This window comes from Trichocoleus sp. ST-U2 (genome assembly GCF_039961875.1).
Taxonomy (GTDB): domain Bacteria; phylum Cyanobacteriota; class Cyanobacteriia; order Cyanobacteriales; family FACHB-T130; genus FACHB-T130.
The window spans coordinates 1-25,784 of sequence record NZ_JAMPJY010000033.1 but is presented as its reverse complement, the minus strand read 5'-3'; the positions used below and the strand labels follow the sequence as shown (position 1 = coordinate 25,784).

Annotated in this window: 19 protein-coding genes and 1 pseudogene; 9 read left to right on the top strand and 11 right to left on the bottom strand. The window is 43.9% G+C overall.

The features are described from left to right. The first annotated feature begins 270 nt into the window (after positions 1-270). Positions 271-1,008 (top strand): transposase, encoded by a 738-nt coding sequence (locus tag NC996_RS19785; protein WP_242037626.1) that lies wholly within the window; start codon positions 271-273, stop codon positions 1,006-1,008. Further along, positions 987-1,496, top strand: a complete 510-nt coding sequence (locus NC996_RS19780; protein ID WP_190429814.1) for an RNA-binding protein — start codon at positions 987-989, stop codon at positions 1,494-1,496. Before NC996_RS19785 ends, NC996_RS19780 begins: the two co-directional genes overlap by 22 nt. A gap of 50 nt (positions 1,497-1,546) precedes the next feature. Here the strand turns inward: NC996_RS19780 and NC996_RS19775 are convergent, their stop codons facing one another. The 3 genes from NC996_RS19775 to NC996_RS19765 all read right to left on the bottom strand — a co-directional run bounded on the left by NC996_RS19775 (position 1,547) and on the right by NC996_RS19765 (position 5,896). Continuing rightward, positions 1,547-1,939: a hypothetical protein gene (locus NC996_RS19775; RefSeq protein ID WP_190687176.1), complete on the bottom strand. Its 393-nt coding sequence runs from the start codon at positions 1,937-1,939 to the stop codon at positions 1,547-1,549. Positions 1,940-1,998: 59 nt separating this feature from the next. Beyond that, positions 1,999-3,009, bottom strand: coding sequence for an EAL domain-containing protein (locus tag NC996_RS19770; protein WP_339380381.1), 1,011 nt, complete (start codon positions 3,007-3,009; stop codon positions 1,999-2,001). A gap of 946 nt (positions 3,010-3,955) precedes the next feature. Further along, the gene (locus NC996_RS19765) at positions 3,956-5,896 is read right to left on the bottom strand and encodes a tetratricopeptide repeat protein (RefSeq protein ID WP_190687170.1); all 1,941 of its coding nucleotides are present in this window, start codon (positions 5,894-5,896) and stop codon (positions 3,956-3,958) included. 271 nt (positions 5,897-6,167) lie between these two features. Between NC996_RS19765 and rpiA the strand changes: the two genes are divergently transcribed. Continuing rightward, a complete protein-coding gene (gene rpiA, locus NC996_RS19760; RefSeq protein ID WP_190433167.1) occupies positions 6,168-6,878 on the top strand; it encodes a ribose-5-phosphate isomerase RpiA in 711 nt (236 codons plus the stop codon). A 157-nt stretch (positions 6,879-7,035) separates the two neighbouring features. On the opposite strand, the gene NC996_RS19755 is transcribed toward rpiA, so the two are convergent. Then, a complete protein-coding gene (locus NC996_RS19755) occupies positions 7,036-7,566 on the bottom strand; it encodes a DUF3421 domain-containing protein (protein WP_190687167.1) in 531 nt (176 codons plus the stop codon). A gap of 72 nt (positions 7,567-7,638) precedes the next feature. Between NC996_RS19755 and NC996_RS19750 the strand changes: the two genes are divergently transcribed. Both NC996_RS19750 and mnmH read left to right on the top strand, forming a co-directional pair. Beyond that, the gene (locus NC996_RS19750; protein ID WP_190687240.1) at positions 7,639-8,820 is read left to right on the top strand and encodes an aldo/keto reductase; all 1,182 of its coding nucleotides are present in this window, start codon (positions 7,639-7,641) and stop codon (positions 8,818-8,820) included. A 106-nt stretch (positions 8,821-8,926) separates the two neighbouring features. Beyond that, entirely contained in the window at positions 8,927-10,105 is a 1,179-nt protein-coding gene (gene mnmH, locus NC996_RS19745; protein ID WP_190687164.1) for a tRNA 2-selenouridine(34) synthase MnmH, read from the top strand. Between the two features lie 199 nt (positions 10,106-10,304). Here mnmH and NC996_RS19740 read toward each other — a convergent pair whose 3' ends face one another. Continuing rightward, a complete protein-coding gene (locus NC996_RS19740) occupies positions 10,305-11,402 on the bottom strand; it encodes a tetratricopeptide repeat protein (protein WP_339380379.1) in 1,098 nt (365 codons plus the stop codon). A 146-nt stretch (positions 11,403-11,548) separates the two neighbouring features. Between NC996_RS19740 and NC996_RS19735 the strand changes: the two are divergent. After that, positions 11,549-11,800, top strand: a pseudogene (locus NC996_RS19735) (hypothetical protein). Positions 11,801-11,981: 181 nt separating this feature from the next. Next, positions 11,982-12,602, top strand: a complete 621-nt coding sequence (locus NC996_RS19730; RefSeq protein WP_190415090.1) for a hypothetical protein — start codon at positions 11,982-11,984, stop codon at positions 12,600-12,602. 104 nt (positions 12,603-12,706) lie between these two features. Here NC996_RS19730 and NC996_RS19725 read toward each other — a convergent pair whose 3' ends face one another. Continuing rightward, entirely contained in the window at positions 12,707-13,165 is a 459-nt protein-coding gene (locus NC996_RS19725; protein ID WP_190687161.1) for a YbhB/YbcL family Raf kinase inhibitor-like protein, read from the bottom strand. A 398-nt stretch (positions 13,166-13,563) separates the two neighbouring features. On the opposite strand from NC996_RS19725, the gene NC996_RS19720 reads away from it, so the two are divergent. Beyond that, positions 13,564-14,961 carry a carotenoid oxygenase family protein gene (locus NC996_RS19720; RefSeq protein WP_190687237.1) on the top strand — a complete coding sequence of 466 codons (1,398 nt, stop codon included), beginning with the start codon at positions 13,564-13,566 and terminating at the stop codon, positions 14,959-14,961. A gap of 221 nt (positions 14,962-15,182) precedes the next feature. Next, positions 15,183-15,740 carry a Uma2 family endonuclease gene (locus NC996_RS19715; protein WP_190687159.1) on the top strand — a complete coding sequence of 186 codons (558 nt, stop codon included), beginning with the start codon at positions 15,183-15,185 and terminating at the stop codon, positions 15,738-15,740. A 334-nt stretch (positions 15,741-16,074) separates the two neighbouring features. Here the strand turns inward: NC996_RS19715 and NC996_RS19710 are convergent, their stop codons facing one another. The 5 genes from NC996_RS19710 to NC996_RS19690 all read right to left on the bottom strand — a co-directional run bounded on the left by NC996_RS19710 (position 16,075) and on the right by NC996_RS19690 (position 25,615). Further along, positions 16,075-16,539: a hypothetical protein gene (locus tag NC996_RS19710; RefSeq protein ID WP_199303171.1), complete on the bottom strand. Its 465-nt coding sequence runs from the start codon at positions 16,537-16,539 to the stop codon at positions 16,075-16,077. 5 nt (positions 16,540-16,544) lie between these two features. After that, positions 16,545-17,036 carry a TIR domain-containing protein gene (locus NC996_RS19705; protein ID WP_190687156.1) on the bottom strand — a complete coding sequence of 164 codons (492 nt, stop codon included), beginning with the start codon at positions 17,034-17,036 and terminating at the stop codon, positions 16,545-16,547. Between the two features lie 118 nt (positions 17,037-17,154). Beyond that, positions 17,155-18,468, bottom strand: a complete 1,314-nt coding sequence (locus NC996_RS19700) for a hypothetical protein (RefSeq protein WP_199303170.1) — start codon at positions 18,466-18,468, stop codon at positions 17,155-17,157. A gap of 292 nt (positions 18,469-18,760) precedes the next feature. Next, the gene (locus tag NC996_RS19695; RefSeq protein ID WP_190687154.1) at positions 18,761-24,574 is read right to left on the bottom strand and encodes an AAA family ATPase; all 5,814 of its coding nucleotides are present in this window, start codon (positions 24,572-24,574) and stop codon (positions 18,761-18,763) included. Between the two features lie 369 nt (positions 24,575-24,943). Next, a complete protein-coding gene (locus NC996_RS19690; RefSeq protein ID WP_242037624.1) occupies positions 24,944-25,615 on the bottom strand; it encodes a carotenoid oxygenase family protein in 672 nt (223 codons plus the stop codon). Positions 25,616-25,784 lie beyond the last annotated feature (169 nt).

Here is a 25,784-nt window from a genome sequence, read left to right as displayed (position 1 = left end):
TTGCGCCCAAGTCAGCAGCAGTTAGTTACAATGGAGGAATGGATAGAAGCGCTCAGATGGCAGTACAATTATCGGTTGGCTGAACGCTTTAACTGGTGGAAACAAAAAGGTTGTAATACTAACTGCTATTGCCAAAGCAGTTGTTCAATCGCATCAATTAGAGATAAGCTAGATTCTTGCAGCCAAAAGCGCAATTTTAAAAAAATAAACTCTTTATTTCCAGCCGATAAAAGACTTTTTTTTCAACGATTACAAAACTGCGTTGAGCAGGTGGCAATCCCTCGATACAATAGGAAAGCCCAGAAGCGGATTGAGCGGTTACAGCGTCAGTTGTCTCGCCAGAAACAGGGCAGTAAGCATCGAGTTAAAGCTGTCCAGCAGATTGAATTGTCACCGTTAAATGTTGCAAACCAGCGTCAAAATTTTTACCAACAAGTTGCCAACTGGCTATTGAAGCAATTAATGGTGGTTGCCGATCGAGACTTGATCAACAAAAAACTCGCCGGGAGCAAATTGGCAAAGTTTGTTACGGGTGCTGGATGGGAAAAATTCGTGTCTATCTTGGCGCTCATCGGTGCCGGGAAGAAGCGCTATTCGGCGTTTAAGGGGTTGATTGCAGGAAGGCGTTTCTATGGGCTAGTACATCCATCTGGCACGATTCAAGAAGATTCTAGCTGTGAGGCGGAATTTTTCAAGACGCAGGCTGATAGATGGTTTTTCTATTCTGATGACGGATTAGCTCTTAATCGAGATGAAAACGTTTTCAGGAAAATGAAGAAAAAGGCGGCGGTCATCCCATCAGGCTGTGGAGTTGGGGTAGACCAAAAGGCTCTCGCTGAAACGAGAAATCTCCAAATAAGCCGTAAGGTTGATTGGGAGAAGCTGTCACCGAAGATCGGGTTTAGTGCGAGCAGCCCAATCGAGTATACGCTTTGTGCGCGATCGCAATTTTTGTCTAAAGATATTGAGTCTGGAGGTATTTTTCCATGTCTATCCGTTTGTATGTAGGCAATCTGCCCAAAGAAGAAGTAGACCGTCAGGAGTTACAAGCTCTTTTTGGGGACATGAGCGATTCTGTTTCCACCAAGGTGATTAAAGACCGGAAAACCGGCAAATGTCGGGGTTTTGCGTTTGTAACCGTGAAGACGGATGAACTGGCTGATGAAATTATTGAAAAGTTCAACGGTCAGATGTTCCAAGAAAGCCCCCTGAAAATAGAAAAGGCATTGCCACGAGCTAAGGGTGAAGGGGAAGAAGAACCTCGCCCAGCAGCTCCAGCTCCTATTAAGGACCCCAACAAAGCTGCTAGCGGCGGCGGTGGCGCTCCCGCTCCCGCTCCCACAGGCGGCGGTGGTCGTCGTGGTGGCAGCAACAAGAAGTCGCGACGCTCTGAAGGGACAACATCTAATAATGAATCAGATACCTTTCAACCCGACCCCCGCTGGGCTGGCGAATTGGCGAAGCTGAAGGAACTGTTGGCTGCTCAAAGCAATTAGTCGTTAGTCATTAGTCAAAGGTTAATGACTAATGACTAAGCAACTAAAAGCTAATTACTCAGAGGAAGTTGCAACCAGTCTTGCAGGTAGCTGCGTAGCTGCTTGGTAAATTCTGGTCGCTGGTTAAATCGTTCGGTGCGAACGGGCTTGCGATCTTGATCGAGAGTCCAGCCATAATCACTACTTAGACGCAATTTGCCTTGCCAGTCTGCTACTGAGACAATCAGCTGACTTGCAGGGCTGTTGTCTAGCTCTAAAACCCGAAATACATAATTAAACGTATTCTGGGTGGCTGCGGCAACGGTCGAAGGCTGACCGTATTTGAGGTTGAGGCGCGATCGCACTTGTTCTATTAAACCCGGTTTCTCCACTTCCTCCAAAGTTTTGACGGCTAAGGTTAGTGCGAAATAAAATTCTTCGACTGGAATAAATTCAAGCTGCATAGATAAGAGTCAGTTGTACCAGGAAAGCATCTTACAGCATCTGGTTACAGCATCTAGTTTTAACAGGTGCAGGGATCTGTGTAAGACAAAATCCTGAGCGACGACTTCACAAAATCGAGCCGTTGCTGCTGCAAAGTTACCTGTGGCATTGCTAAGCCAAATCCCTGCCCGTAATCTGCCCCTAAATCGCGGCAAAATTCAACATCTTCCCTATCTTCAAGTCCCTCAGCGACAACTCGAATTCCCAAGTTATGAGCAGAATTCACTAAACTTTTGAGCATCACCTGCTTGAGAGAATGCTGGCTGCAACCATGTACCAATCGCCGATCTATCTTGATCAAATCGGGGCAAAACTCCATGAAGTAGTTGTCAGGCGAAACACAGGCGCACAAATCATCTACAGCAACTCCAAACCCCCGTTCTCGCAGGCGATTAATGGTTTTCAAGAGTTTTGGACAGCTGACCAACGCTTCTACTTCGGTTAATTCAAATACAATTTGTTCGGGTTGTAATCCCAGGTCGAGAATTAACTTGATGTTCTGCTCTAAGGATGCAGGATCTTTGCTGATTACATTGGGTAAGATATTAATAAAAAATGTTTGATGACTCTTGGTGTTAGCAATTGATTGTAAACAAATTGTCCGAGCCAGTTCATCAAACTCGTAAGCCAATTTTGTCGAAAGGGCTGCTTCAATTAATTGATAACCGCTGAAGTGTGCTTCGTGTTCGTCTTTGGCGCGTGCCAAACATTCATAAGCAATTATTTCGCCGGTTGATAAATTGAAAATAGGCTGATAGTGAAAAAATATTTGCTGCTTCGCTAAAATCTGAAAAAACCAAGCATATTTAACCGCCTGGGTAATCGTACTAATCGGTTGCGCTTTTAAAAAATCTCCTAGTAAATTTTGATAATCGCGTGACGATGTCTCTATAGAAGAATCCTTTTGCTCGGTTCGCGTCAGAAAAAAGCGTGAGGAAGCTTGACTGGTTTCTGAAAGGACTTGGCTGATCTTGACGAAAATACTAACCAGTTCACGATTATTTACAGTTTGATAGAGAAGCTGAGGCATGGCAGGAAGCTCCTGAAACCCAATGCTGGAAAGACAGCAGCTAGTTTCCTTGTCATCAGGTTGGATAACCAGATTAAGCGGATGAATCTGTGACATTACAGCAGAGACTACCAATATTTTTTTCTAAGGAATAAAGATATATCAAACCAGGAAATACCCTGTATCCATTGAAACTGTCTTCTGCCTGAGGGCGTAAGAGGTATTCCCAACGGTACTATAGGTTAGTTTTCAAAAAATGGGAAGCTCGTAGTAAACATTATGTGCTTATAGGCTGCGCTCAAATTGCCATGAGCCGTTTTAGGCAAAACTTTGCCATCCTCTGCGAACCCACAGGAGATGTTCCTACAAAATCATGCCGTAATCGGGCAATACCTTGATATAGGCACTCAAAAGTTTCATTTAGTACAGGGAGGTTTCTTGTAAATCGGCACACTAGGAGAGAGAACCGCCATAAGTTCGCTTCATGCTGCGCGTGAAGCGAAGCTATCACGACAGGGAATCGCTAACGTGTCGCTCTTTCCCAGATGCTTCGCTCATGCTAACAGACTCAAGCTTAGAGCTATACAAACTAAGCCTGCTTCAGTGAATCTTTATATATAGGGATTCTTGTTTGGATGCAGTAAAGTTTGATCCTGCTGCCTTTCACCGAAAAGCGGAAACAGGCATGGGGTAAGGTTCCGAGTGGATTGCACTCTTAATGAGAACTGCTATATCGTCTGCCTGCGCGGACTTTGTTTGAAGTACAGCCAAAGGTTGCTTTGATACGCTTACAGTCGTCGGGTATGCTTTGTAACTCAAGAAGTCTGTTGTGGACAGACGAATGCCACCTTCGTCCCTGCTGCTGGAAATGCTAGCTTAATGGATCGCTTCCATGAAGGGAATAGTGCTGGCGCGGCATTAGGTGAGTGACAGGAGAAGAGAGGATGCGATCGCATCCTTACCTGAATTATGTAGTTAACATTACGAAAACCAAGAAAGTGATCAGGATTGCATTGTAGATTGCATGATCGGCTGTACTTGCCTGAACTCCTGCTTCCTGAGCTATTTCTTCATTATTATTTTTTTTGAAAGACTGGTCATGTACAAATTTATAGCGACAAGCAAATAAGAAACCTGGAATAATCAGCAGAAAACCTGCATAAATAGGAATTCCTACGGTGATATGGACTAAACCAAAAGCTGTAGAATTCCCGATTATCTGCTTCCAGGTGTTAGCACCTTGACGAAAAATCTTTTCCTCCAATCCAGCCCAAAAGGGAACCATTAAAATTAAACAGATCCAAAAAACAACCATCAAAACTTTTGTGTAATCAAAAGGGGGTTTTTGATTTGTACTGTTTGTCGGTACTGCTTTATAGGTCTTATTTGCAGCCTTTTCATTAGGTATCGGGCGAGGTTGAGTTGCAACATTTGCATTGGGTGATGACTTGGGTTGAGTTACAACTTTTTCATCGGTTACAACTTTTTCATCGGGTGATGGCTTGGGCTGGGTTACAACTTTTTCATCGGGTGGTAAGCTTTCCCTGGGGCTGGGAAGTTGAGAATTAATATCCTCTGATGGTGGAGGTTGAATGCTTTTAATCGTATCAAACGGTTGAAATATAATATTTCCAGAATTCCCGAAAACCGCACTAGCCCATCCCCATTGCATAAATTGGGGGACGTATGGGTTTACTACTGCAAATGTCGTTAAGGTAACAAAAAGGATAAAAGCTGCCCGGACATAACTTAAAATCCCACTTTTAAAATAAATTGCTAATACCCAACTTAATTGGGACTTGTTTTTCCAAATATCCCCTAAGATAAACCAAATAATTGCAACCGAAAATAACGTAGAAAATATTTGCTTAAAATTTGTTGCCCAAGGCGATTGAGCAGAACTGATGACAAAAATAAATGTTGCAATAAATAAAAACTGATACTTAAACGCATTGACAATAATTTTTAGATCGTTAAATAGGTGATTCCTTTTTTCAGAATTTAATAAATGCGGAAAAATTTTACCTGTTATGAGCAAGCAGATGAGTTTATAGAATGCAGCCGACGCATATTCCGGCTTAAGTTGTAAGGCTTTTTCAAAACTAGCGATCGCTTCTTGATAGCGATGTAATTTTGCCAGGATAAAGCCTCGACCATACCAGGCTTGAGGAAACCAAAATTCTTGACAATCTGGTTGAATTGTAGTAGCTTTTTCAAAGCTAGCCAGTGCTTCTTCATTCCGCCCTAAATTTACCAGTAATGAACCCCGATTGTACCAAGCTCGCTGATAGGCTGGATTGATTTCCAAAGATTTTTCAAAATTGCAAAGAGCTTCTTTGCGGCGTTTTGGTAAAGGTAGCACAGCCCCACGGGTACACCAGGCTTCATAGCCGTTTGGATTAATCTCTAAAGCTTTATCGCAGCTAGCGATCGCTTCTTTGCGGCGATTTAACTTACTCAGCACCCAGCCTCGCTTGTACCAGGCTTGATAAGATTCTGGTTGAATTTGCAAAGCCTGTTCGCAACTCGCTAGTGCTTCTTTCCCACGATTTAACATGATCAGTGCATGGGCGCGATCGCTCCAAGCTTCGGAATAATCTAGATTTAACTTTATAGCTTTGTCGTAGCAACTAACAGCTTCGTTGTAGCGGCTTAAATGAAATAAAGAAAGTCCATAGTTGTATAAAATTTTATCAGAATCGGGTTGAAGACCTAAAGCCTCTTGATAATGAGCAACAGCCTCTTTATACTTTCCTGCTTCAGCTAATTTTAATCCTTCTTCAAACAGCAATAAGGCTTTGCGTGTAGTGCTTGTTTGCTCATCCTGAATTTTTTGATGGTGTGCTTCTGGAGTCAGATTTGAGTCGTGTTGATAATCTTCCTGAGAAAAATTTTCACCCTGAGTCATAGGAAGGGAACTCCAGATAGTAGACTGACTGTTGCAGCTGAGTTGGTTTAGGTTTACGCGATCGCATACTTTTCGGAGCGGAGCAAACCCCTCACACCCCCTTCCCGCGGAGAGAAGGGGGGTTGGACTCTCCTCATCGCTAAAAACACTCGTCTTTTAGAAGTGGTTTAGGCAGAGGTAGAGAGGCAATGGAGAGAAGTGAACCGAGTAGTATTGCTAAGCGATCCTAGCCTACAGAGCTAAGTTGTCAATATCGCCAGGAGTTTTAAGAATGAGTGCAGAACAAGATCCCGTTAAGGTGATGAAGCAGGAAGTTGGGAAAGCCGCTGCCGCCCGCGTCCAGTCGGGGATGATAGTGGGACTGGGCACCGGATCGACGACTGCTTATGCAATTGAATCTTTGGGCGATCGCTTGAAGTCCGGCGACCTCAAAGACATCAAAGGCATCCCTACCTCATTTCAGGCATCCGTGCTAGCTAAACAGTACGGAATTCCCTTAACCACCCTGGATGAAGCCGATCGGATTGATATTGCCATTGATGGAGCCGATGAAGTCGATCCGCAGCACAATTTGATTAAAGGGGGCGGTGCTGCCCACACCCAGGAAAAGATAGTAGATTGTTTGGCAGAGCAGTTTATCGTCGTGGTCGATAGTTCCAAGCTCGTTGACAAGCTGGGTTCCACCTTCCGCGTGCCAGTCGAGGTAATTCCGATGGCAATGACACCCGTGATGCGGGCGATCGAAAAGCTAGGCGGTAAGCCAGAACTGCGGATGGGCGTCAAAAAAGCGGGTCCCGTTGTCACCGATCAAGGCAATCTGGTCATTGATGTAAAATTTGACACCCTCGATAATCCTGGAGAACTGGAAAAGACGCTCAATAATATCCCTGGCGTTTTGGAAAATGGTTTATTTGTGGGCGTCACAGATTTAGTTTTAGTGGGCGAAGTGGTAGATGGGAAGCCCATTGTGCGAGAAGCTTAATCTTCTTTTGCGAGCCTCCGAGCAAAATTACTAATCTGCTCTCTACCTGGATTTTGTCTCTTTTCCCGTGCGAGACAAAATCCGACCCTATCCTGGTTTCAAGCGTTTTTGATTTTACGTTCAACTGTAGCGATCGCACCAGCTTAAACTCAGATTTTTAACGATTTCTCAGCACGGCTACCTGATAGTTGCGCTTGAGAATTTCCTGTCCTCCCCAACTGATATTGCAATTGCTAGCGACAATTTTTCCGGGATGAACGCCTTTATTGTGAGAAGCCCGACAGATAAATAGATCTCGATCTGCTTCTATCCCACCCGCGATCGCACCTGCTGGCACCCGTCCGTTCGATGCTTCTATCCAAACAATCCGAACGTTTCGCGGCGCGGTTAAAACTTCATAGAAAGGGGCGAGAATTTCCTCTCCTCCCCAACCAAAATTACAATTGTTGCCAACAACTTTTCCCGGATGCACGCCACCGTTATATTCGGCGCGACAGATGTACAAACGACGCCCCGATTCAGACCCACCAACCACAGCATTGGGGGGGATGTCTCCATTCGATGCACCTACCCAATTTAAAGCTTCAGAACCAGAGTTATTTTGAGCCAGAATCGCAGAACTCGATGCCAAAAGCAAGGTAGCTGGTAAAAAAGATAGCAAGGTAGCCCGAACAACGTTTGCAAGCATCGTCAATTACCCTAAAAATAGTTGTGCTTAACTACAAGCACAATTCAGCAGTTTTCTTATGTATTTAGAAAGATGCAGTATCGGCGATTTGGGCGTACAGAATTACAAATGCCCGTGTTTTCTTGCGGGGGGATGCGCTATCAGTTTAAGTGGCAGGATGTCCCTGGATGGCGAGTTCCCCGCGATAATCAACGGAATGTAGAAGCAACGATTCGCCGAGCTTTTGAAGTCGGAATCAATCATATTGAAACTGCTCGTGGCTACGGCACCTCTGAGATGCAGTTAGGGCGAATTTTGCCGACTTTTCCCCGCGAAAAACTGATTGTGCAGACGAAAATCAGCCCTAAAGCGGACGCTAAAGAATTTCGCCAAGAATTTGAGAAGTCCCTAGCTTACTTAAAGCTAGATTACGTTGATTTGCTGTCGCTACACGGTGTCAATACCGATGAGTTGCTGCACGATAGCATTAAACAGGGCGGCTGTCTGGAGGTGGCACGACAGCTACAAGATCGAGGCAAAGTTCGGTTTATTGGCTTCTCGACGCACGGGCCAAGTGATGTAATTGTGAAGGCGATTGAGACGAACCAGTTTGACTACGTTAACCTGCACTGGTACTACATCAATCAATTCAACTGGTCTGCCATTGAGGCAGCTTCTCGGCACGATATGGGCGTTTTTATTATCAGTCCTTCAGAGAAAGGAGGAATGCTGTTTAAACCGCCACAAAAATTGGTGGATTTGTGCTATCCCCTCAGTCCAATCGTGTTTAACGATGTATTCTGTCTGAGTCATCCGCAGGTGCATACTCTTAGTGTGGGGGCGTCACGACCAGAGGACTTTGACGAACACTTGAAGACCTTGCCGCTGTTAGAGAATGCAGAGGCGGTTTTGGTGCCAATTCTGCATCGTTTAGAGAAAGAAGCGATCGCTACCTTAGGAGAAGACTGGTTAAAAACCTGGCACGTTGGCTTACCAAAGCCAGAAGCAACGCCGGGGGGACTAAATATCCAAGTGATTTTGTGGCTGAGAAATCTAGCGATCGCCTACGATATGATCGAGTACGCTAAAATGCGCTACAACCTGCTGGGCAACGCCAGCCACTGGTTTCCTGGAGCCAAAGCGGATCGGGTTCGAGAACTAGACCTCCGCCAATGTCTTACCCATAGTCCCCACGCCGACAAAATTCCAGCATTGCTGGAAGAAACTGACCGACTGCTAGGCGGTCAAACCCTCAAACGCTTATCCCAAACCTAAAATGGTATGAGTTGGGGTAATGGCTAATCAAAGAGTGGCTAATCGAAAAGTGGCTCTTGAACAATCCTTCAATTAGCCATCAGCAATTAGCCATTCATATTTAACAATGCCGCGATCGCCCAATTATACTCAGCTATCTGAGACAGAAACTTACAGCGAAATTATTGATGTCCGCTCACCCAGCGAATTCGCTGAAGATCGGATACCCGGTGCCATTAACCTGCCCGTTTTGGATGACGAGGAACGCGCTAAAGTCGGAACGCTCTATAAACAAGTTTGTCCTTTCACTGCCCGTAAACTAGGAGCGACCTTAGTTGCTCAAAATATTTCCCGTCACCTCACCCATCACTTTGCCGAAAAAGACAAACATTATCATCCCCTCGTGTACTGCTGGCGGGGAGGACAGCGTTCTAACAGTTTGGCGACTGTCTTAAGTCAAATTGGTTGGCAAGTCACTGTCCTCGAAGGTGGCTACAAAACCTATCGTTCCTTGGTACGCGAGCAACTGCAAACCCTCCCGGAACGCTTTAACTTCCGGATATTATCTGGAATGACTGGCAGTGGTAAAACCCACATTTTGCGCCGTCTGGCTGAGTTTGGCATTCAGGTGCTGGATCTGGAAGGTTTGGCAAACCATCGCGGTTCTCTCCTGGGTGAAGAGTGGGAGCGTGGGAGTGGCGCTGAGGAGCAGCTGGTAGAAACAAGGGCGATCGCATCTGGAGCTGAGGGGAAATTACCGATAACCCATCCCCAGCCTCAGCCATCCCAAAAACACTTTGAATCCCTGCTACTGCAACAGTTGCAAAGCCTCGATCCCAACTTTCCCGTATGGGTGGAAGCGGAGAGTAATAAAATTGGGCGGATTTATGTGCCCCCATCTCTTTGGCAGCAAATGAAACAAGCAAGCTGTGTAGAAATTGAGATGCCTGTAGAAGCTAGAATTCAGTGGCTTTTGCAAGAATATCCTCACTTAATGACCCACCCGGAAGTTTTAAAAGCGAAGTTGCACAGACTGAAATCTCGCTATGGCTGGGAAAAACTCCAAGAATGGTATCAGCTCATTGATGCTGGGCAGTGGGAAAGATTGGTAAGAGACTTGCTAGAGTGCCACTACGATCCGAGCTACAACCACGCTATCCGCCGCTGTTTTCCCAATTTAGAGCGGGTGGTTTCCCTGGCAGATTTATCGGATGCCAGTGTTGATGCTTTGGTCGAAATTTTAGATTTTCGAGCGGGTTCTACCGATGAACAACCAGAATCTATCCGTTGCTCAACCCCAGCCTAATCATCCAAAATCCAAAGCCGAAAATCAAAATTGAAAATACGGAAGCCCCATTAGATGCTCTAAATTGTTCTAACATCAATGGGGCTGAGGACGCAGTTAGGAGGTATCTTGCAGTCCAACTTATCCGCAGAAATTTCCACAAGCCGAGACTCTTAATAAGTTTTTAAGAAACTATCCATCAGTTATTCGCCATTTGCCCTTAGCCTTTGTCTTTTTGAAGCTCTCTAAGGGCGGAAGTCGCTCTCTGAGAGCCTTCCTTCTGACCTTGACGCTGGTAAAGGTCGCGGGCTTGCTCAAAAGCTGCGATCGCTTCCGGTACCCTTTCTCGCTTTCTCAACGCCACTCCCAGATTGTAGTAAGCTTGGGCATTTTCCGGCGACATTTCTACCAGCCGCCGATAGGCAACAATTGCCATGAGGTAATCCTGCTGCTTCAGCAAAATATCAGCGATCGCTGTCTGAGCTTCCACGAGATCGGGTTTGATCTTCACTGCCTGTTGATAAGCCTTTAAGGCATCATCCAGATTATTCCCGGTTTGCAAAATTTTGCCAATTTGGAGGCTTATCTGAGCATTGCGAGGTTCAATCTTGGCTGCCCGTTCTAAAGCCGCCATCCCAGCCGTGACGTTGCCTTGCTTCATGTAGGCGTCTCCCAAGTTCAACTGCACGCCGCTGTCATTTGGGGCGAGAGCAACAGCCTGTTGGAGCGCTTGAATCGCTTCTGCGGGACGCCCCTGCTTCAGGAAGGCGGAGCCGATAAATTCATAAGCTTGTAGATTTTTCGGATCGAGCTGGAGGGCAGTTTCATAGGCTTGCATTGCGCCTTGATAATCTTTTAGACGCTGTAATACCACCCCTAATCCTAGATAGGCATTCAGGTTCTTGTTGTCGATCTGGGCAGCACGCTGGTAGGCGGCTGCGGCACTGGCATTGTCTCCAAGATTCGCGAGAGCGTACCCCAATGCATACTGAAAATCAGCATTCTTCGGTTCGAGGGTGACAGCCTGTTGATAAGCTTTAGCGGCTTCTCGGTAGTTGCCCTGAACTGCTTGTAAATAGCCGATGGCGGAGAAGATACGGGCATTTTCGCGATCGAGAGCCGCAGCTTGTTGATAAATTGTCAAGGCTCTGGCAATATCTCCCGTATCCACCAACTTACGCCCCTGCCGCAGCAGTTCGCTCACCTGCTGTTGACTGCCTTGGGCTACCAGTGGAGCCGCTTGGACAACTGGCATTTTGATGGTAGCGATCGCTGGCACCAACAAGAGACTGGCTACTAATAAAGTCTGTTTTTGCACGGTCGATTTATCGTGAGTTTCTACAATCGCTCAGTGTTTCTATTCCGGAAGCATGAATCCAGAATGGCTAAACACAGCAGAGGGATGAGCTTTACCTCGTCTACACCCCAAATTTGTCTAAAAAGAAATTTTGACGAGGACAGTTAATGATTGTAACAACAACTGATGTCGTTCACAAAGCTGTGTTAAGAGCGTATTTAGCAATTATCACCGCTGAAGGTATCTCGGCTAGTCGTGACCTGTGGTTTTTTTTGGCTGGGGTTGGGGATATTATCGGCTGACGGAATGGCAATTATATGTCTGTAGTTTTTGAGCAGAACGGGATGTGATAGCAGAGTGACCAGCCTGGCTTTTTATTGCTCATTACTGTCACTGAAACAGCCGTAAAGCTCTACTAATTTATTAATAATTGCGATCGCGCTTTTCACTTAAATAGAACACATATTTCTATCGATAGATATCCTGATTATTCCTACTGATAGATATACCCAGAAAAATACCAGTATAAAGTATAACTCAAGGGTGAAAGTTAGAAGAAAGTAGCTCTATAAAAAATAGAAACAGGAAGAGCGGTGAGCAATGTCATACACAAATCGAGAAGACAGGGTTGTTATTGAGCCAACTGCTGGCAATCAAATTGTTGAGTACCACGATCGTGTAAGGTGGGGTCCCATTTTTGCCGGTATTGTTACTGCTTTAGCTACTCAGTTAATTCTGAGTGCTTTAGGAGCCGCAATTGGTGCTACTAATATTTCCGGTTCCGGCGCACCGAGAACCTATGCCGATGATGTTGGCAGAGCGGTCGGAATTTGGTCTATTATCTCTTTGTTTATTTCCCTTTTGGTGGGTAGTTGGGTAGCAGCCCGTGCCAGTGGTCCGATGAACCGGAATACAGCAATGTTAAATGGAGCCATTCTTTGGGCGACAACTTTGGCATTGAGTTCCTGGTTGTTAGCAAGTGGAATCTCAGGCGCATTCGGTATTGTAGGTGCGAATGCTGGGGAAATCGTCAATCAAGCGCAACAAGGTGCAGTGAACGTACCCAACGACGCGCCTAATGTAACGGCTCAACAAACTCGTGATATTGCGGGTGCCACAGCGAAGGCAGGTTGGTCGTTTACAATTGGTTCTCTGCTAGGTTTAGCAGCATCGCTGATTGGCTCATCTATGGGTGCCCGGACTCCTCGGCATCACACATAAGAATTGATAACTCAAAATCAAATTTGCAGGCTTATTTTAGCCACCAGTAAAAACACCTTTTCAAAGGTGTTTTTTTTGTAGATTAATTGTGAATTGCCGCAAGATTATCTCTGGCGACTGTAGCGTCCAATGAGTTCTGCTGCTGCCAGAATATGACCATTCATTGCCGCTTCTACCTTGTTTTTAGTGGCACCCGTTGCTAAATCTAACAGTCGATCGAGTGCGTAGAGTTTGAAAAAGTACCGATGCGTACCACTAGGCGGGCAAGGGCCACCATAACCTAAATTGCCAAAATCATTTTTACCTTGGACGCCCCCCTCAGCGAGGTTTGCTTCGCTGGGAATGCCGCCAGGTAGATGGCGAATTTCAGGTGGGAGATCGTAGAGAACCCAATGGACAAAAATGTCTCCAGGCGCATCCGGATCGTCAACGATTAAAGCAAGGCTCTGAGTACCCTCTGGCGGGGAATTCCAGCTAAGAGAGGGAGAAATATTTGCGCCGTCGCAGGTGTATTTAGACGGAATTACACTGTTTTCAGTAAAAGCCGTACTCTCAAGTTTCATCGTCTTTAGTGTCAGAGATTGACGATTGATAGGGGTGATTGGCGAATCGTTCTTACTTGCAGAACTCTAAGCGCTTGGCGGTAGTCCTGCTAATGCCAGTAGATTAGCGTTTTGGCACAGGGTAATTCTTCAACCAATAGGCTTAGCCACAGAAATATTTTGCGATTTACTGGTAGTCAATCACGATGGCTTTAGATGGTTTAGGGTAAAAGTTGTTCGTATTCATCCATTCCATATAGAGATAGAACTAGAGGAGGATGCGATCGCATCCTCCTCTAAACTTTGCTCGCTCCACCCCAACCACTTCATCTGGCTTGTTCCACAACCATAGTGTGAGACGCGATCGCGTTCGCTCAATCAAAATAAATATAGATAAGACAATCGATTCAGCACAACGCATGACCACAACCGCAGTCAATCCCTATCTAGATGACAACTTTGCGCCAGTACGGGAAGAAATCGCACCCACCAACTTGAAAGTAATCGGCGAACTACCCCCCGATTTATCCGGGATGTTTGTGCGGAATGGCCCCAATCCTCAATTTCCACCTATCGGCAACTATCACTGGTTTGATGGGGATGGAATGTTGCACGGAGTGCGAATAAATAACGGCAAAGCTCAATATCGCAACCGTTATATCCGGACACGGGGATTTAATATTGAACGCGAAGCGGGTAAGGCAATTTGGACGGGGTTGATGGAACCGTCACGAGGCAAAAATCCCTATAATTTTCCTAAAAATACCGCTAACACCGCTCTAGTGTGGCACGATGGACGGCTGCTGGCGCTCTGGGAAGGCGGTGAACCTCACACTATTAAGGTTCCCAGCTTAGAGACATCAGGTGCTTACTCTTACGATGGCAAGCTGGTTTCTGCCTTTACCGCTCATCCGAAGGTCGATGCCGAAACGGGCGAGATGATGTTTTTTGGCTACTCGTTTGCCCCACCGTACCTAAAATACAGCGTCGTTTCAGCGAAGGGTGAGCTGTTGCGAACCGTTCCCATCGACTTGCCGATGGGGGTGATGATGCACGATTTTGCCATCACCGAACACTACACAATCTTTATGGATCTGCCGCTAACTTTCAGCATGGCACGAATGCAGCAGGGTAAACCACCATTGATGTTTGAGCGCGATCGCCCTAGTCGTTTCGGGATTGTCCCCCGTCATGGCGATAACAGCAACATCCGCTGGTTTGAAAGTCCCCCCTGCTACGTCTTCCATACTCTCAATGCCTACGAGGAGGGAGATGAAGTAGTGCTTGTCGCTTGTCGCATGAGTTCCACCAGTGTTTTAACGACTGATATGACCCCCGGCGAAAATGAGGGAGACGCTGGTCGTTTGTACCAATGGCGCTTTAACCTCAGCACGGGTACGGTAAAAGAGGAGATGCTGGATGATGCGCCATCAGATTTCCCCCGCCTGAACGAACAGCGAATGGGACGACCGATGCGCTACGGTTATACGGCAAAGATGGCAAATAATCCGATGCCTCTATTTGAAGGGGTCATCAAGTATGACTTTAAGAATGGTAAGTCCGAAACTCACGAATTCGGACGGGGACGCTATGGTGGCGAAGCGGTATTTGTTCCTCGTCCCGATGCGACTGCTGAGGATGACGGTTGGCTGATGACTTTTGTCCACGATGATGAGGCAGACACTTCGGAACTGGTAGTCGTAAATGCCCAAGACGTGACATCTGAACCAGTAGCGCGTGTCCTCATCCCCCAGCGGGTGCCTTACGGGTTCCACGGTGCATGGGTTTCTGAGGAACAGTTAAGCGCTTCTGTCTAATTTGTGGTGAGATGCGATCGCATTCTTGAAATCGTCAAAGATGCGATCGCATTTGGTTGCGTTGGTATGATGCCGATGATAACTAGATTCTTACTCCGCAAGAGCGAGAAAGTCAACTACTTGAGCGAGAAAGGCGAGGAGTAAAGAGATTGGCAGAACAACTACGTGCCCTTGGTTTTGAACCCAATTTAGATGCTGAGACAGAGTGATGGGAGGAGAAAATGAAAATTGCAATTCCAAGAACCACTCTAGAAGAATTTTTACAACTTTCGTATATTGATGAATCACCAGCTTGGGAATATATCAGTGGAGAAGCGGTTCAAAAACCTATGGGAGGCGGTAAACATAGCCTATTACAAAAACTTTTAGTTGCCAAAATTGATGCAGCAGCTACTAATTACGAAGCCTTTCCGGAATTGCGCTGTAGTTTTGGTAATCGTTCAGTAGTTCCTGATGTCGTTGTCGTAGCTAGCGATAAACTACCATTAGATGAAAGCGGTGATATCGCTAGCACTGGAATTAATTTTGCCCCAGAGTGGGTGATTGAGATCCTTTCACCCGACCAAAGCCAAACAAAAGTTACTGGTAACATTCTGCACTGTCTGAAACATGGTACTCAGCTAGGATGGTTGCTCGATCCCAGCGAACGCTCAATCTTAGTTTATCAGCCGAATCGTCTACCAGATTTGCTAGCTAAAGCAGAAGTTTTGCCTGTTTTAGAAGGTATAAATCTGATGCTTACAGTTGATGAAGTATTTGCTTGGCTGAAGCGGAAATAATGTTTTGAGACAAAGAGTAAAAAAATGTGATCGCTTTGCGTTGTATCCAATTTAGATTTTGGAGCAAAGTCATAGGATGATAGGTTGCAATCTCCATCGGTTGACGTGTCACCTCTAATATTAAGCCTGGCTGAATAGTCACTATAAAATAGCCTCAAATTTAATAGGTTCAGCACTGTAAATATAAGTAATTAAATAGACTAGATATTACTCCTAAAAAAGCTTTAATTCCTTACGAATCTGCTTAAACTCAGTTGTTTAGTCAAAGAACCAGCGGTGATGTTTGGTTTGATAGGGCTAGATATGCCTGCTTTACCTCTAGCTTACACCCTCGCTACAAGATGAGGTATCGGGCAATAATCAGAGTCGTAAAGAGGGTTAAATAAAATGGATAGATGGAAAATGAGAGACTAGCTTGATATAGAGCTTTGACAACGCCGAAGCCCTGCATCGGTTTCAATATGAACAAATCATCCTGTTTTGTATTGCCTGCATGCAAAGACTGGATGAAGTTATCGTAGATGCCTCGAAAGGCGCGTTCCTGAGCCAAGTAATAAGCATCTAGAACACAGAAAAGCAAAACAGGGATTAGAGCTATCCAAGCATAATTAGGCTTGCCTTTGTCTGCAATTACCACCAGAATTGCAGAGACTAAGGAAATGCACCAAGTTTTGCAGTTGGCACTATTATTTGCTAGACGTGTAATAATTCCCTGCAAAATGCCAAGGTAATTCTGAACTGACGCAGACTCAGCCGTCAGATTGCCTGAAACTCGTTGCTGTGGATTTGATGCACTCACTTCACTTACTTCCCAGCTGCTCTCGCTGCACTTTCAACCCATTTACTAAAATTATTGTAGCCCTCATCGGCAACCCAGTTATATGTAGGGTAAAGATTCGCAAGAGAAACCAACTTGTTATTTCTGGTTGTGTAAATGAGGCTAAATGGATTGAGTCCTTTAAGGTCTTTCTGACCTTTAATGTTTGGAATGTTATGAATATAAATACCTAACATTCCGTTCCCACGCTCATAGCTCTGCTCTAGTTCATATTGAACCCATCGCCGTCCAGCAGTTTCAGAACCAATCAGAACAATAGTAACAGAAGTACTCTGAAGGCCTTGGTTGATCATGCGCTTGATTGCTAAGTCACCTTCTTTCTTGACAGCCTCCCAGAGAGAGTGATCCCAGTAACCAGCGGCTTGATAGCCTCCTTTGGTCATGGCATGATTTCGCACAATATTTACTCGAAATATATCTCGCTGGTAGTGAAAGCTGAAAAAGACACTTCTAGACACGCTTCGTTCCTCAATCAGTACATATATACTAATTTGTTTTTAACTGAGCATACCAGCTAGGACAGAGAAAGCGTTTAAAGTCGGTTTGTTTCAGAACTGTTTAATTCAAGACATGATGCTAGCGCGACACTATCTTGGCGCTGTAGAAGGCAGTAAAAGGGTTATCAGCTACTTCTGAATTCTCCAGCGCACGGCGTACTTGGTTTGCAATTTCAGCACGATATACTTCTAGTTGAGGAACTAAAGTGTAGATACTTGTTGTATCAATACGAACTGTACGCATTTGACCAATATCAAACGGGACTGACTCAGATGCTCGAATTAATTGAACTGTCGGCAATCCAGAAACGTGCCGAAGCGCTAGTTCATAAAACACATTAGGGTTGTGGAAAGAGAGATCTGCAACGACGAGGCGAGCGTTCATAACATACTGAATTTCCTGGCGCGTGATCATTCCTGCCTCTTTAATTCGATCTCCGCGCACTACATCCAAGTTAAATTCTTCTAGTGCTGGCTCAACAATTTGACCAAGAAAAAGATTTGAATGCATTCTCTGCTCAGATCCTTCTGGACCAATGGGTGTGATGTAAAAGCAGGTACGACTCCAAGCCTCTCCAGAAATTCCCAAAGATTGTGAGGAAGTAGCTGTAGTATCTAATGTGCCACCTTCATTAGTTGAATTCTCAAGTATTGGCAGCACTCTTGGCGAAGCAGGCGGATTTGAGGGGGTAGTTGCAGGTGTTTGATCGAGAACATATTCAAGCGCTACTAAGCGCTCAGCACCAGCTATATTTTGCAGAACACCAACAAACTTGGCATTGAGCAGAAAAGTATCAATAGACTCAGATACTGCGTCTTGACTCATTCCCTCTTCTTTGAGAAAGTCAGCCATAACGCCTTTAGCTGGCAATCGATTATTCATGTAACGCTCGTGCAGCTTCTTGAACGGTGTAATTTGCTCGATAGCAAGCTTGAAGCGTGCGCGTGTTTTTTCCCGTTCAGGGACATCATCAGCGGTAGCTATGTAACCATCTTGTGTAAGTTCAATCCACTCAGCTTTGTAGCTGCCATTTGTAAGACCATATCTGCTAGAGTTAGTTAGTATTTGACGGCTTGCGCTACTTTCCGCCGACCGCCCCATCAGCTCGAACAATCTAAGGCGGCGAATTTTCTGACCAGATGCCTGCTCCTGAATCGCTAGAGCTACTTCCAATGCTTCTTCAAAAGGAGCAGCCGGAAATTCTCGCTGGACTCTTCTGCGGCGTATTGGAGTCTGCAAGTCATCATCTGTCAGCGTATCGTCTGTATCATTCGTCAACGAATCCTCAGATATCTGATGAGGCTCTTCCTGATGCTCCTGCCACCCGTTGTTATCCATCTTTTCTTGGCTGCTGTCCTGTGAGAAGAATTCCTCGTTGCCATCCTCTCCCATAACCTATTTCCTCTAATAGCTGCAAATACAATTTGGCTCATAAAATTGCTATCGTCTATGCGAACAGTTGTACTGCTGGCGATGCTCCTGGGTTAGCAAAAGTGTGGCGTAGCATTCAAGTAAGGTGGTAATATATTTCGCTACTGGGTGATAGGCAACAATTGCCATCTTAGACTGATAGTGGATACATCTGTTCGCATTCATCCAGGTAGAGATATAGATGCTATCTCTTTCCCACAACCCAATAATTTATACCCCTCCTGGATATTCAGACAAACTGCATTGGCAATGGCTACTGGCTTATCGACATCTCAATGATAAATTCAGTACCAAGACCTGAAGAAGAAACACAACTGAGCTTTCCATTGTGTTTGTCTACCACGATCTGGTAGCTAATCGATAACCCCAAACCAGTACCAGAACCTACAGGCTTGGTCGTAAAAAATGGGTCAAATATTTTCTTTTTTACATCCTCAGTCATTCCCGATCCATTGTCAGCAATTCTAATTCTGACTGAATTAGAAGAAGCCATTTCTGTGTAAATACTAATAGTAGGCTTTTTATCAGATTCTTCTCTAGAGTTTCTTATTTCCTCTAAAGCATCGATTGCATTACTTAGAAGATTCATAAATACCTGATTTAGCTCAGAAGCGTAACAAAAAATTCGTGGCAGTTGACCGTAATTTTTGATTACTTCAATACCAGAATGCAAACTATCTTTCTTGAGCCGATGCTGCAAAATCAGCAAAGTAGATTCGATGCCCTCATGGATATCAACTGGTTTCATTTCAGCTTGATCCAGCCGTGAAAAATTCCGCAAGCTAAGGACAATATCTCTGATGCGCTCTGCCCCTACTTTCATGGAATCAAAAAGTTTTTGCAAGTCTTCTACCACAAAATCCAACTCGATTTCTGACATCGCCTTCTGAATCGCAGGTGTAGGATTTTGATACTCCTGCTGATAGACGCCAATCAAAGCAAGCAGGTCTTGGATATAGTTATTGGCATAGTCAATATTGCCATAGATAAAGTTGACAGGGTTATTAATTTCGTGAGCAATTCCAGCAATCATCTGTCCCAAACTAGACATCTTTTCAGTTTGAATGAGTTGGGATTGAGTTTGTTGTAGTTCGCGTAAAGTCAATTCTAACTTTTTCGCTTGTTCTCTTAATTGTGCTTCTGATTGTTGTTGTGCCAACTCGGCTAGCTTGCGCTCGGTAATATCCAGTGCTGTCCCTAATAACTTAGTCACCTTACCAGAAGCATTGCAAGTAGGTTCCCCCTTGACAAAAATATATCTAATAGAACTATCCGGGCGAAAGATTCTCAACTCCAACTCATAAGCCTTCCCTCTTTCAATCGCTAGGTCTACTGATTTTAACCATAAGTCAACGTCATCTGGATGAATCAGGTTTTCATGTTCCCTGAAAGTGGGTTCAGGTTGTTCGGGGTGGAGACCAAAAATCCGGAATAGTTCATCGCTCCAATTAATTTCTTGCGTTTCTATATCAAATTGCCAGCTACCTAGATGTGCTAGTCTCTGAGCTTCTGCAAGCCTAGCTTCTTTGAGTTTTAATTCTCGCGTGCGCTCCTGTACTCGGTGTTCCAAAGTACGCGAATAATCTTCTAGTTGCTCGTTAGCTGTAGCTAAATTAGTGTAAAGTAGAGCATTTTCTAGAGAAATAGCCGCTTGAGAAGATAGCAGCTTTAGGACTTCCATTCGATTAGGAGTAAATGCCCCAACCGTTAAATTATTTTCTAGGTAAAGAATAGCAATCAGCCTACCGCTATTAATGATAGGAATACATAGGACTGATTTCAATTCCCGCTTTTGAATATAGATGTCATTTGTAAATCTCCCCTCACAAGCTGCATTTTCTAAAACTACATCAGAACGAGTTCTCGCTACATAATTAATTACTGTTACGGGTAAATCTTGGCTAGTTTCCATTGGAATAGATTGCTGCACAACTACTTCTAATGAATCTATTGATGCAGCAGCTTCAATCAACAATTTTCCATTTTTCGGTAAGACGAGAAAGCCTTTTATCGCCCCAGCATTTTCAATAGATACTTTCATTAAGGAAGCGAGCAACTTATCCAGCACAATTTCTCCAGAAATCGCCAGAGATGCTTTCATCACTGTGGCTAAATCCAGCACTGAAACTTCACCACTAGTAGTCATCTTTGAGGTTGTGGCAGTATCTTCACTCGAATTCGGCTCTGTTGATTGCATCTGGGAAATTAAGTATGGATACTCTATTTCCAACTCTTTAACTTTGGCGGTTGCTCCCCAACGAACATAGCCATAATATGCTTCACTCATATGATCTCTAGCGATTTTCTCTCTTCCCAGAGTTAGATAGAATTCAGCCGCCCGCTCATAAGCTAGCGCTTCTTCTTGGATATATCCCTGAATTCTTGCTCCATTTATCGCTCGGTCATAATACTCCATTGCTTTGAGCGTTTGACCTGAAACTCGGTAAATCTCTGCCTGTACTAACTCATACTTATGTTGAGAATTTGTAGGGGCATGAGTTGCCCATTGCTGCATTTTTTCCTGATTCTTCGCCACAATAGCCATGTATTCCTGTTGCTCTGTGGCTGTAAGGTTAGGGTACTGGGTAAGGAGGGCTAAAGAATAGTAGAGATTATATTCAACAAATACTATTAGGGCTGTGATAGGTTGAGTATGCTGCGATGCTGCTCTAGCATTTTCAATTGCTTTATCGTAATCTTTAAACAAATAAGCCAGCATCAATTTATAAAAATATACAGCAAATACAGATTGTAAATTATTGGTTTCAAATAAATGGGGTAGCATTTCTGCTTCATTGAAATATTTACCAGATAGACAAGATTTTTTAGATGAGTCGTCAGTTAAATTAGAAACAACTTGCCCACCTATGCTGGCATAGTAAAGCTGAAATTCTTTTTTAAACTTGCCGATCATTTCAATATAGTTAGCTTGTTTTTGCGTAACATTTTCTAGGTATTCGCCAGCTAGAAATGAATGTTCGCAGTAGAATAGAGCCGAATGACAAGCAAATTCTATATCACCGACTTCTAGCCCACTTTGAATTGATTGTCGCAATAATTCTATTGTTTCTTTAATATGTTCCTTCCAATGTAGAATACAAGCACAATAGCTACTGTAGATTTTTGATTTAATTTCTTTGGCATAAAGCTTATCTAATAGATGAAAAGCTAGTTTGCCAAATTTATATCCGGAATCAATATCTGCCATTGGCCCGCACAAAAGCAAGCCATAAGTGCTATAGCCATAGATAGCTAGGGAAGAATTCCCATATTGGCTACACAGCTTGACCATTGTGTAGACAATTGGTAACGCGATCGCGCTACTTGAAATAAAGGCAGGGGGAGAAATTGTTATCAAAATCTTCATAGCTGCCATTTTATAAGGGTCGGTCATTTCTGGAAGGTTATAACAGTCCTCAATATTTAGGTGTGGCGAAGGTTCTTGTTCTAAGGGCACTTCCAACATTTCCAAAACTTGCTGACCGAGTTCTATGGCTTCTGGCAACTGATTTTGGGCAATATGATACTGAATTTTTATTTCATTAATCTTCACTCTATCTAATAGAGTTTTTGCATTTTTAAGAGCTACTTCAGCTAGTACTTTTGATTGTTCAAAATTCGTGTTGAGGTATTCTGCTTCGGCTGCTGATACATAGAGTTTATTTGTCAGCTCGTAGTTGCAAACCCAACTGTCTGCTGCCAAGAGTCCCAAACCGATGTTGAGATAATTGACGGCTGCTTGATAAGCGGTCGCTGTACTAGCTTTCTGACCAGCAATGAGATTAAAATGAGCCAGTTCATCTCTTTGGGATTGACAGTTTAGTAATTCAGTACCAAAATTTAATTGGTTAACCAGAGCAAAAATATTTTCTTCTCTTTCTTCAGGAGAAGTATTTTCTAGCAGCAGTTGACCAATTTTTAGGTGAGTGGCTTTTTTCTCAAGGTCGGGTATAAGAGAATAGGCTGCTTGCTGTACCCGATCATGTAAAAACTTATAGCTAATCTTTATATCATCAAGAACCAAAGTTCCCTGTTGTAATTGGTCAAAAGATAATGGAATTTTGTAAGCATCGCTTAGAGGCAAAATCAAACCTGTTTGAAGTGCATCCCACAAGTCTGTTGCTGTAGCTGATTGAGTTTTTTCATTCACGATTGCCAAAACATCTAAATTAAACTGGTTGCCAATACAAGCAGCCAGTTTTAAAACTTGCTGTGTTGCATCGGGTAACTTTTGAATATTTCTGGCGATCAATTCAACAATGTTATAGTCTGTAATTCCAACTGCTTGAATTTCTTCTATATCCCACTGCCATCTACCTTGGCTGAAGTTATAAATTAGCAGTTTTTCGGCGTATAAAGTTTTTATTAATTGGGTCAAGAAGAAAGGATTTCCTTGGGTTTTATTAAAAAGGAGAGACGCGAGATTTTGTGCCTCTCCTCGCTCTGTACCTACGTTTTCATGAAGAGTATCTGCAACTAACAAGCTGACGCAATCGCTATCTAAAGGTCGCAGAGTGATATTATTCACTACAGCGCCTATAACCTGTATTTTCTCAATCGCTTGGATTAACGGATGCGTTGGACTAACTTCGTTATCGCGGAATGCTCCAATTGTTAACAGATGCTGGCTATCTGGGTCAGTTACTAACAGTTCAATTAACTTAAGCGATGCAGAATCAGCCCACTGTAAGTCATCTAAGAATAAGACTAGCGGGTGTTCCTTTTGGCAAAAAACCCGGATAAATTGTTGAAACACTCGATTAAATCGGTTTTGTGCTTCAGATGGTCCTAATTGTGTTAGTTCTGGTTGTTCGCCAACAATCAGTTCTACTTCGGGAATGACATCGATAATTACCTGACCATTTTCTCCCAAAGCCGCTTTAAGCTTTTCTTTCCAAATGTCTATCTGTTCCGAACTTTCAGTTAACAGTTGTCGCATCAATTCAGAAAAAGCTTGAATTAAAGCAGCATAAGGAATGTTTCGCTTGAACTGGTCAAACTTGCCATTAATAAAATATCCTCGTACTCCCACAATTGGTTTATGGACTTCATTCACTACACTTGTCTTACCAATTCCTGAGTAACCACTTACCAGCATCATCTCAGCTGCTCCAAGGCTAACTCGCCCGAAAGCATCCATTAAGGTGGCTACTTCGGTTTCGCGTCCGTAGAGTTTTTGCGGGATTAGCAGAAGGCTGGCGCGATCGCGCTGACCGCAGATAAAATCTTCAATTTCTCCTGTTGTTTCAAGCTGAATTAAACAATTTTCGAGGTCAAATTTTAGACCAGCAGCGCTTTGGTATCTGTCTTCAGCTGTCTTGGTAAGTAACTTCATCACGATCTCAGAAACAGGAAGAGGAATTTCTGGCACCAACACATGAAGAGGGATTGGTTGTTTGGCAATATGACAGTGAACTAATTCCATCGCGTCGGTTGTTTCAAATGGCAGCTTCCCCACGAGCATTTCATAAAGAGTTACACCTAAAGAATAAAAGTCGGTACGGTAGTCAATAGAACGATTCATCCGACCCGTTTGCTCTGGTGACATATAGGCAAGCGTGCCTTCGATCAAATTGGGACTGCTGATTGTTTGGTTCTCTAGGGATAGACGGGATGCAATGCTAAAATCAATAATGTTAACTTCTTCCGTTTCTTGATTGAAAATGATATTGTGTGGCTTAATATCTTTATGAATAATATTGTGAGAATGGAGTTCTCCAATAATTTCTGCAACCTGAACTGCTATCTTAAGAACAATTTTAAAATTTATAGGTCTGTCGGCAATAACTTTATTAAGTGATTCTCCACCAGAATCTTCTAAAACTAGCGCAAATCCATTCTTATGATTCTCAAGTCCTAGGGTTTTCACAACTCCCTTAGCATTTAAAGCTTTAATAATTTCATATTCATTTTTTATCCTGGCAATATCTTTCGGAGTTGGATAATTATTTTTAATTAATTTGAATACAAGCGATCTTTTATCCTGATGCCTTTTTCCTTGATAAACAACAGTTCTTGTACCTTCGTAGATTTTATTTGTAATTTCGTATCCTGATATTAAGACCATCACTTTTACCCTTCTTGTTTAAAAAGTCAAAGAAATCTAAAATTTCTACTAATTCATTCTTTTAATGCTACATCTACTATTGCGATCGCCTAGCGGCGCGGATGCGCGCTTCGGATGCTGCGATGATTCGGGAACAGCCGAATCGCCGCCCTTACGAGCCGCTGTAGAGGCACTAGAGAGCGCTATTGCAGACATACAGTGAAATGGTATTTGCGAAACTGCTTTTAAACAAAAAAATACCTCATCTTTAATCTTATATATCAAAAATCTATCCCAAGATAGATACAGACGCGACATATCGCGTCTGTATACAAAGTTACTACCTTAAAATATTTTCCGATACACAGTAAGGCGTATTTAGGGCTTCACTCAACAGGCAGATCGCGAAGTTGGCTCAAAATGAGGATATACCTCAGTTTCAAATAGATCCTGGATTTCTTGAGACTTTTGCTTCACTAAGTTCTTGTAATCCTGACGCACAGGGATGTTGTACGTGGCTGTGCGGGGGGCGATTTTTTCCAACCACGCTGTGTGAATCGTCAAGCTAAACTTCAGTGAAGGATGGCTCAATCTACACCGGGGACCATCCTCCAGATTTTGAGCATCGAAAATCCAAATTTCGTTGCCGTCTGGCGTGAAAACGGTGCAAACAATGTAACCATCAGTTGAACTGTCTTCTGAACTCTCTTCGCCGTTGCGGCGTGGCATAAACTGCGGCGAACTGACAATATAGCCAGCAGGGAACTGATAGCGATCGCCAATCTTCAGCGACTCCTTCGACGATGTGTTTAACCGGAACAAAGAAGCGGGTATACCAGCCTCTGCAAGGCGAAGCATCTCCGTCCGCGGTACTACCCGGTACTTATAGTCTTTGTACAGGTCGAAGACAAACTGCGTCAGCAACTGCTTCCATAGCCCAAAAGAGATCCAGTAAAGATTATCCAGATGTTTCGGAGGCTTGCCATCAGGCAAGAGACTGCGATAAGCATAGAGTCCTACGCCCCAGGTACACTCAGCATCGGAAATTACCTTCGACTCCAAAATTTGACCGCTTTCTCCATCTATTAGACTTAATCGGAAATAGAGTAGTTTAGAAGTGAAGGGTTGTTGCTCGAAGACCGAGGTGTTTACGATGTTGAGCTACGGCGCTATCCACAATAAACCTCATGTGTTTCAAAGCTTGACTGGACTCAAAGTAGAAGAATTTGAG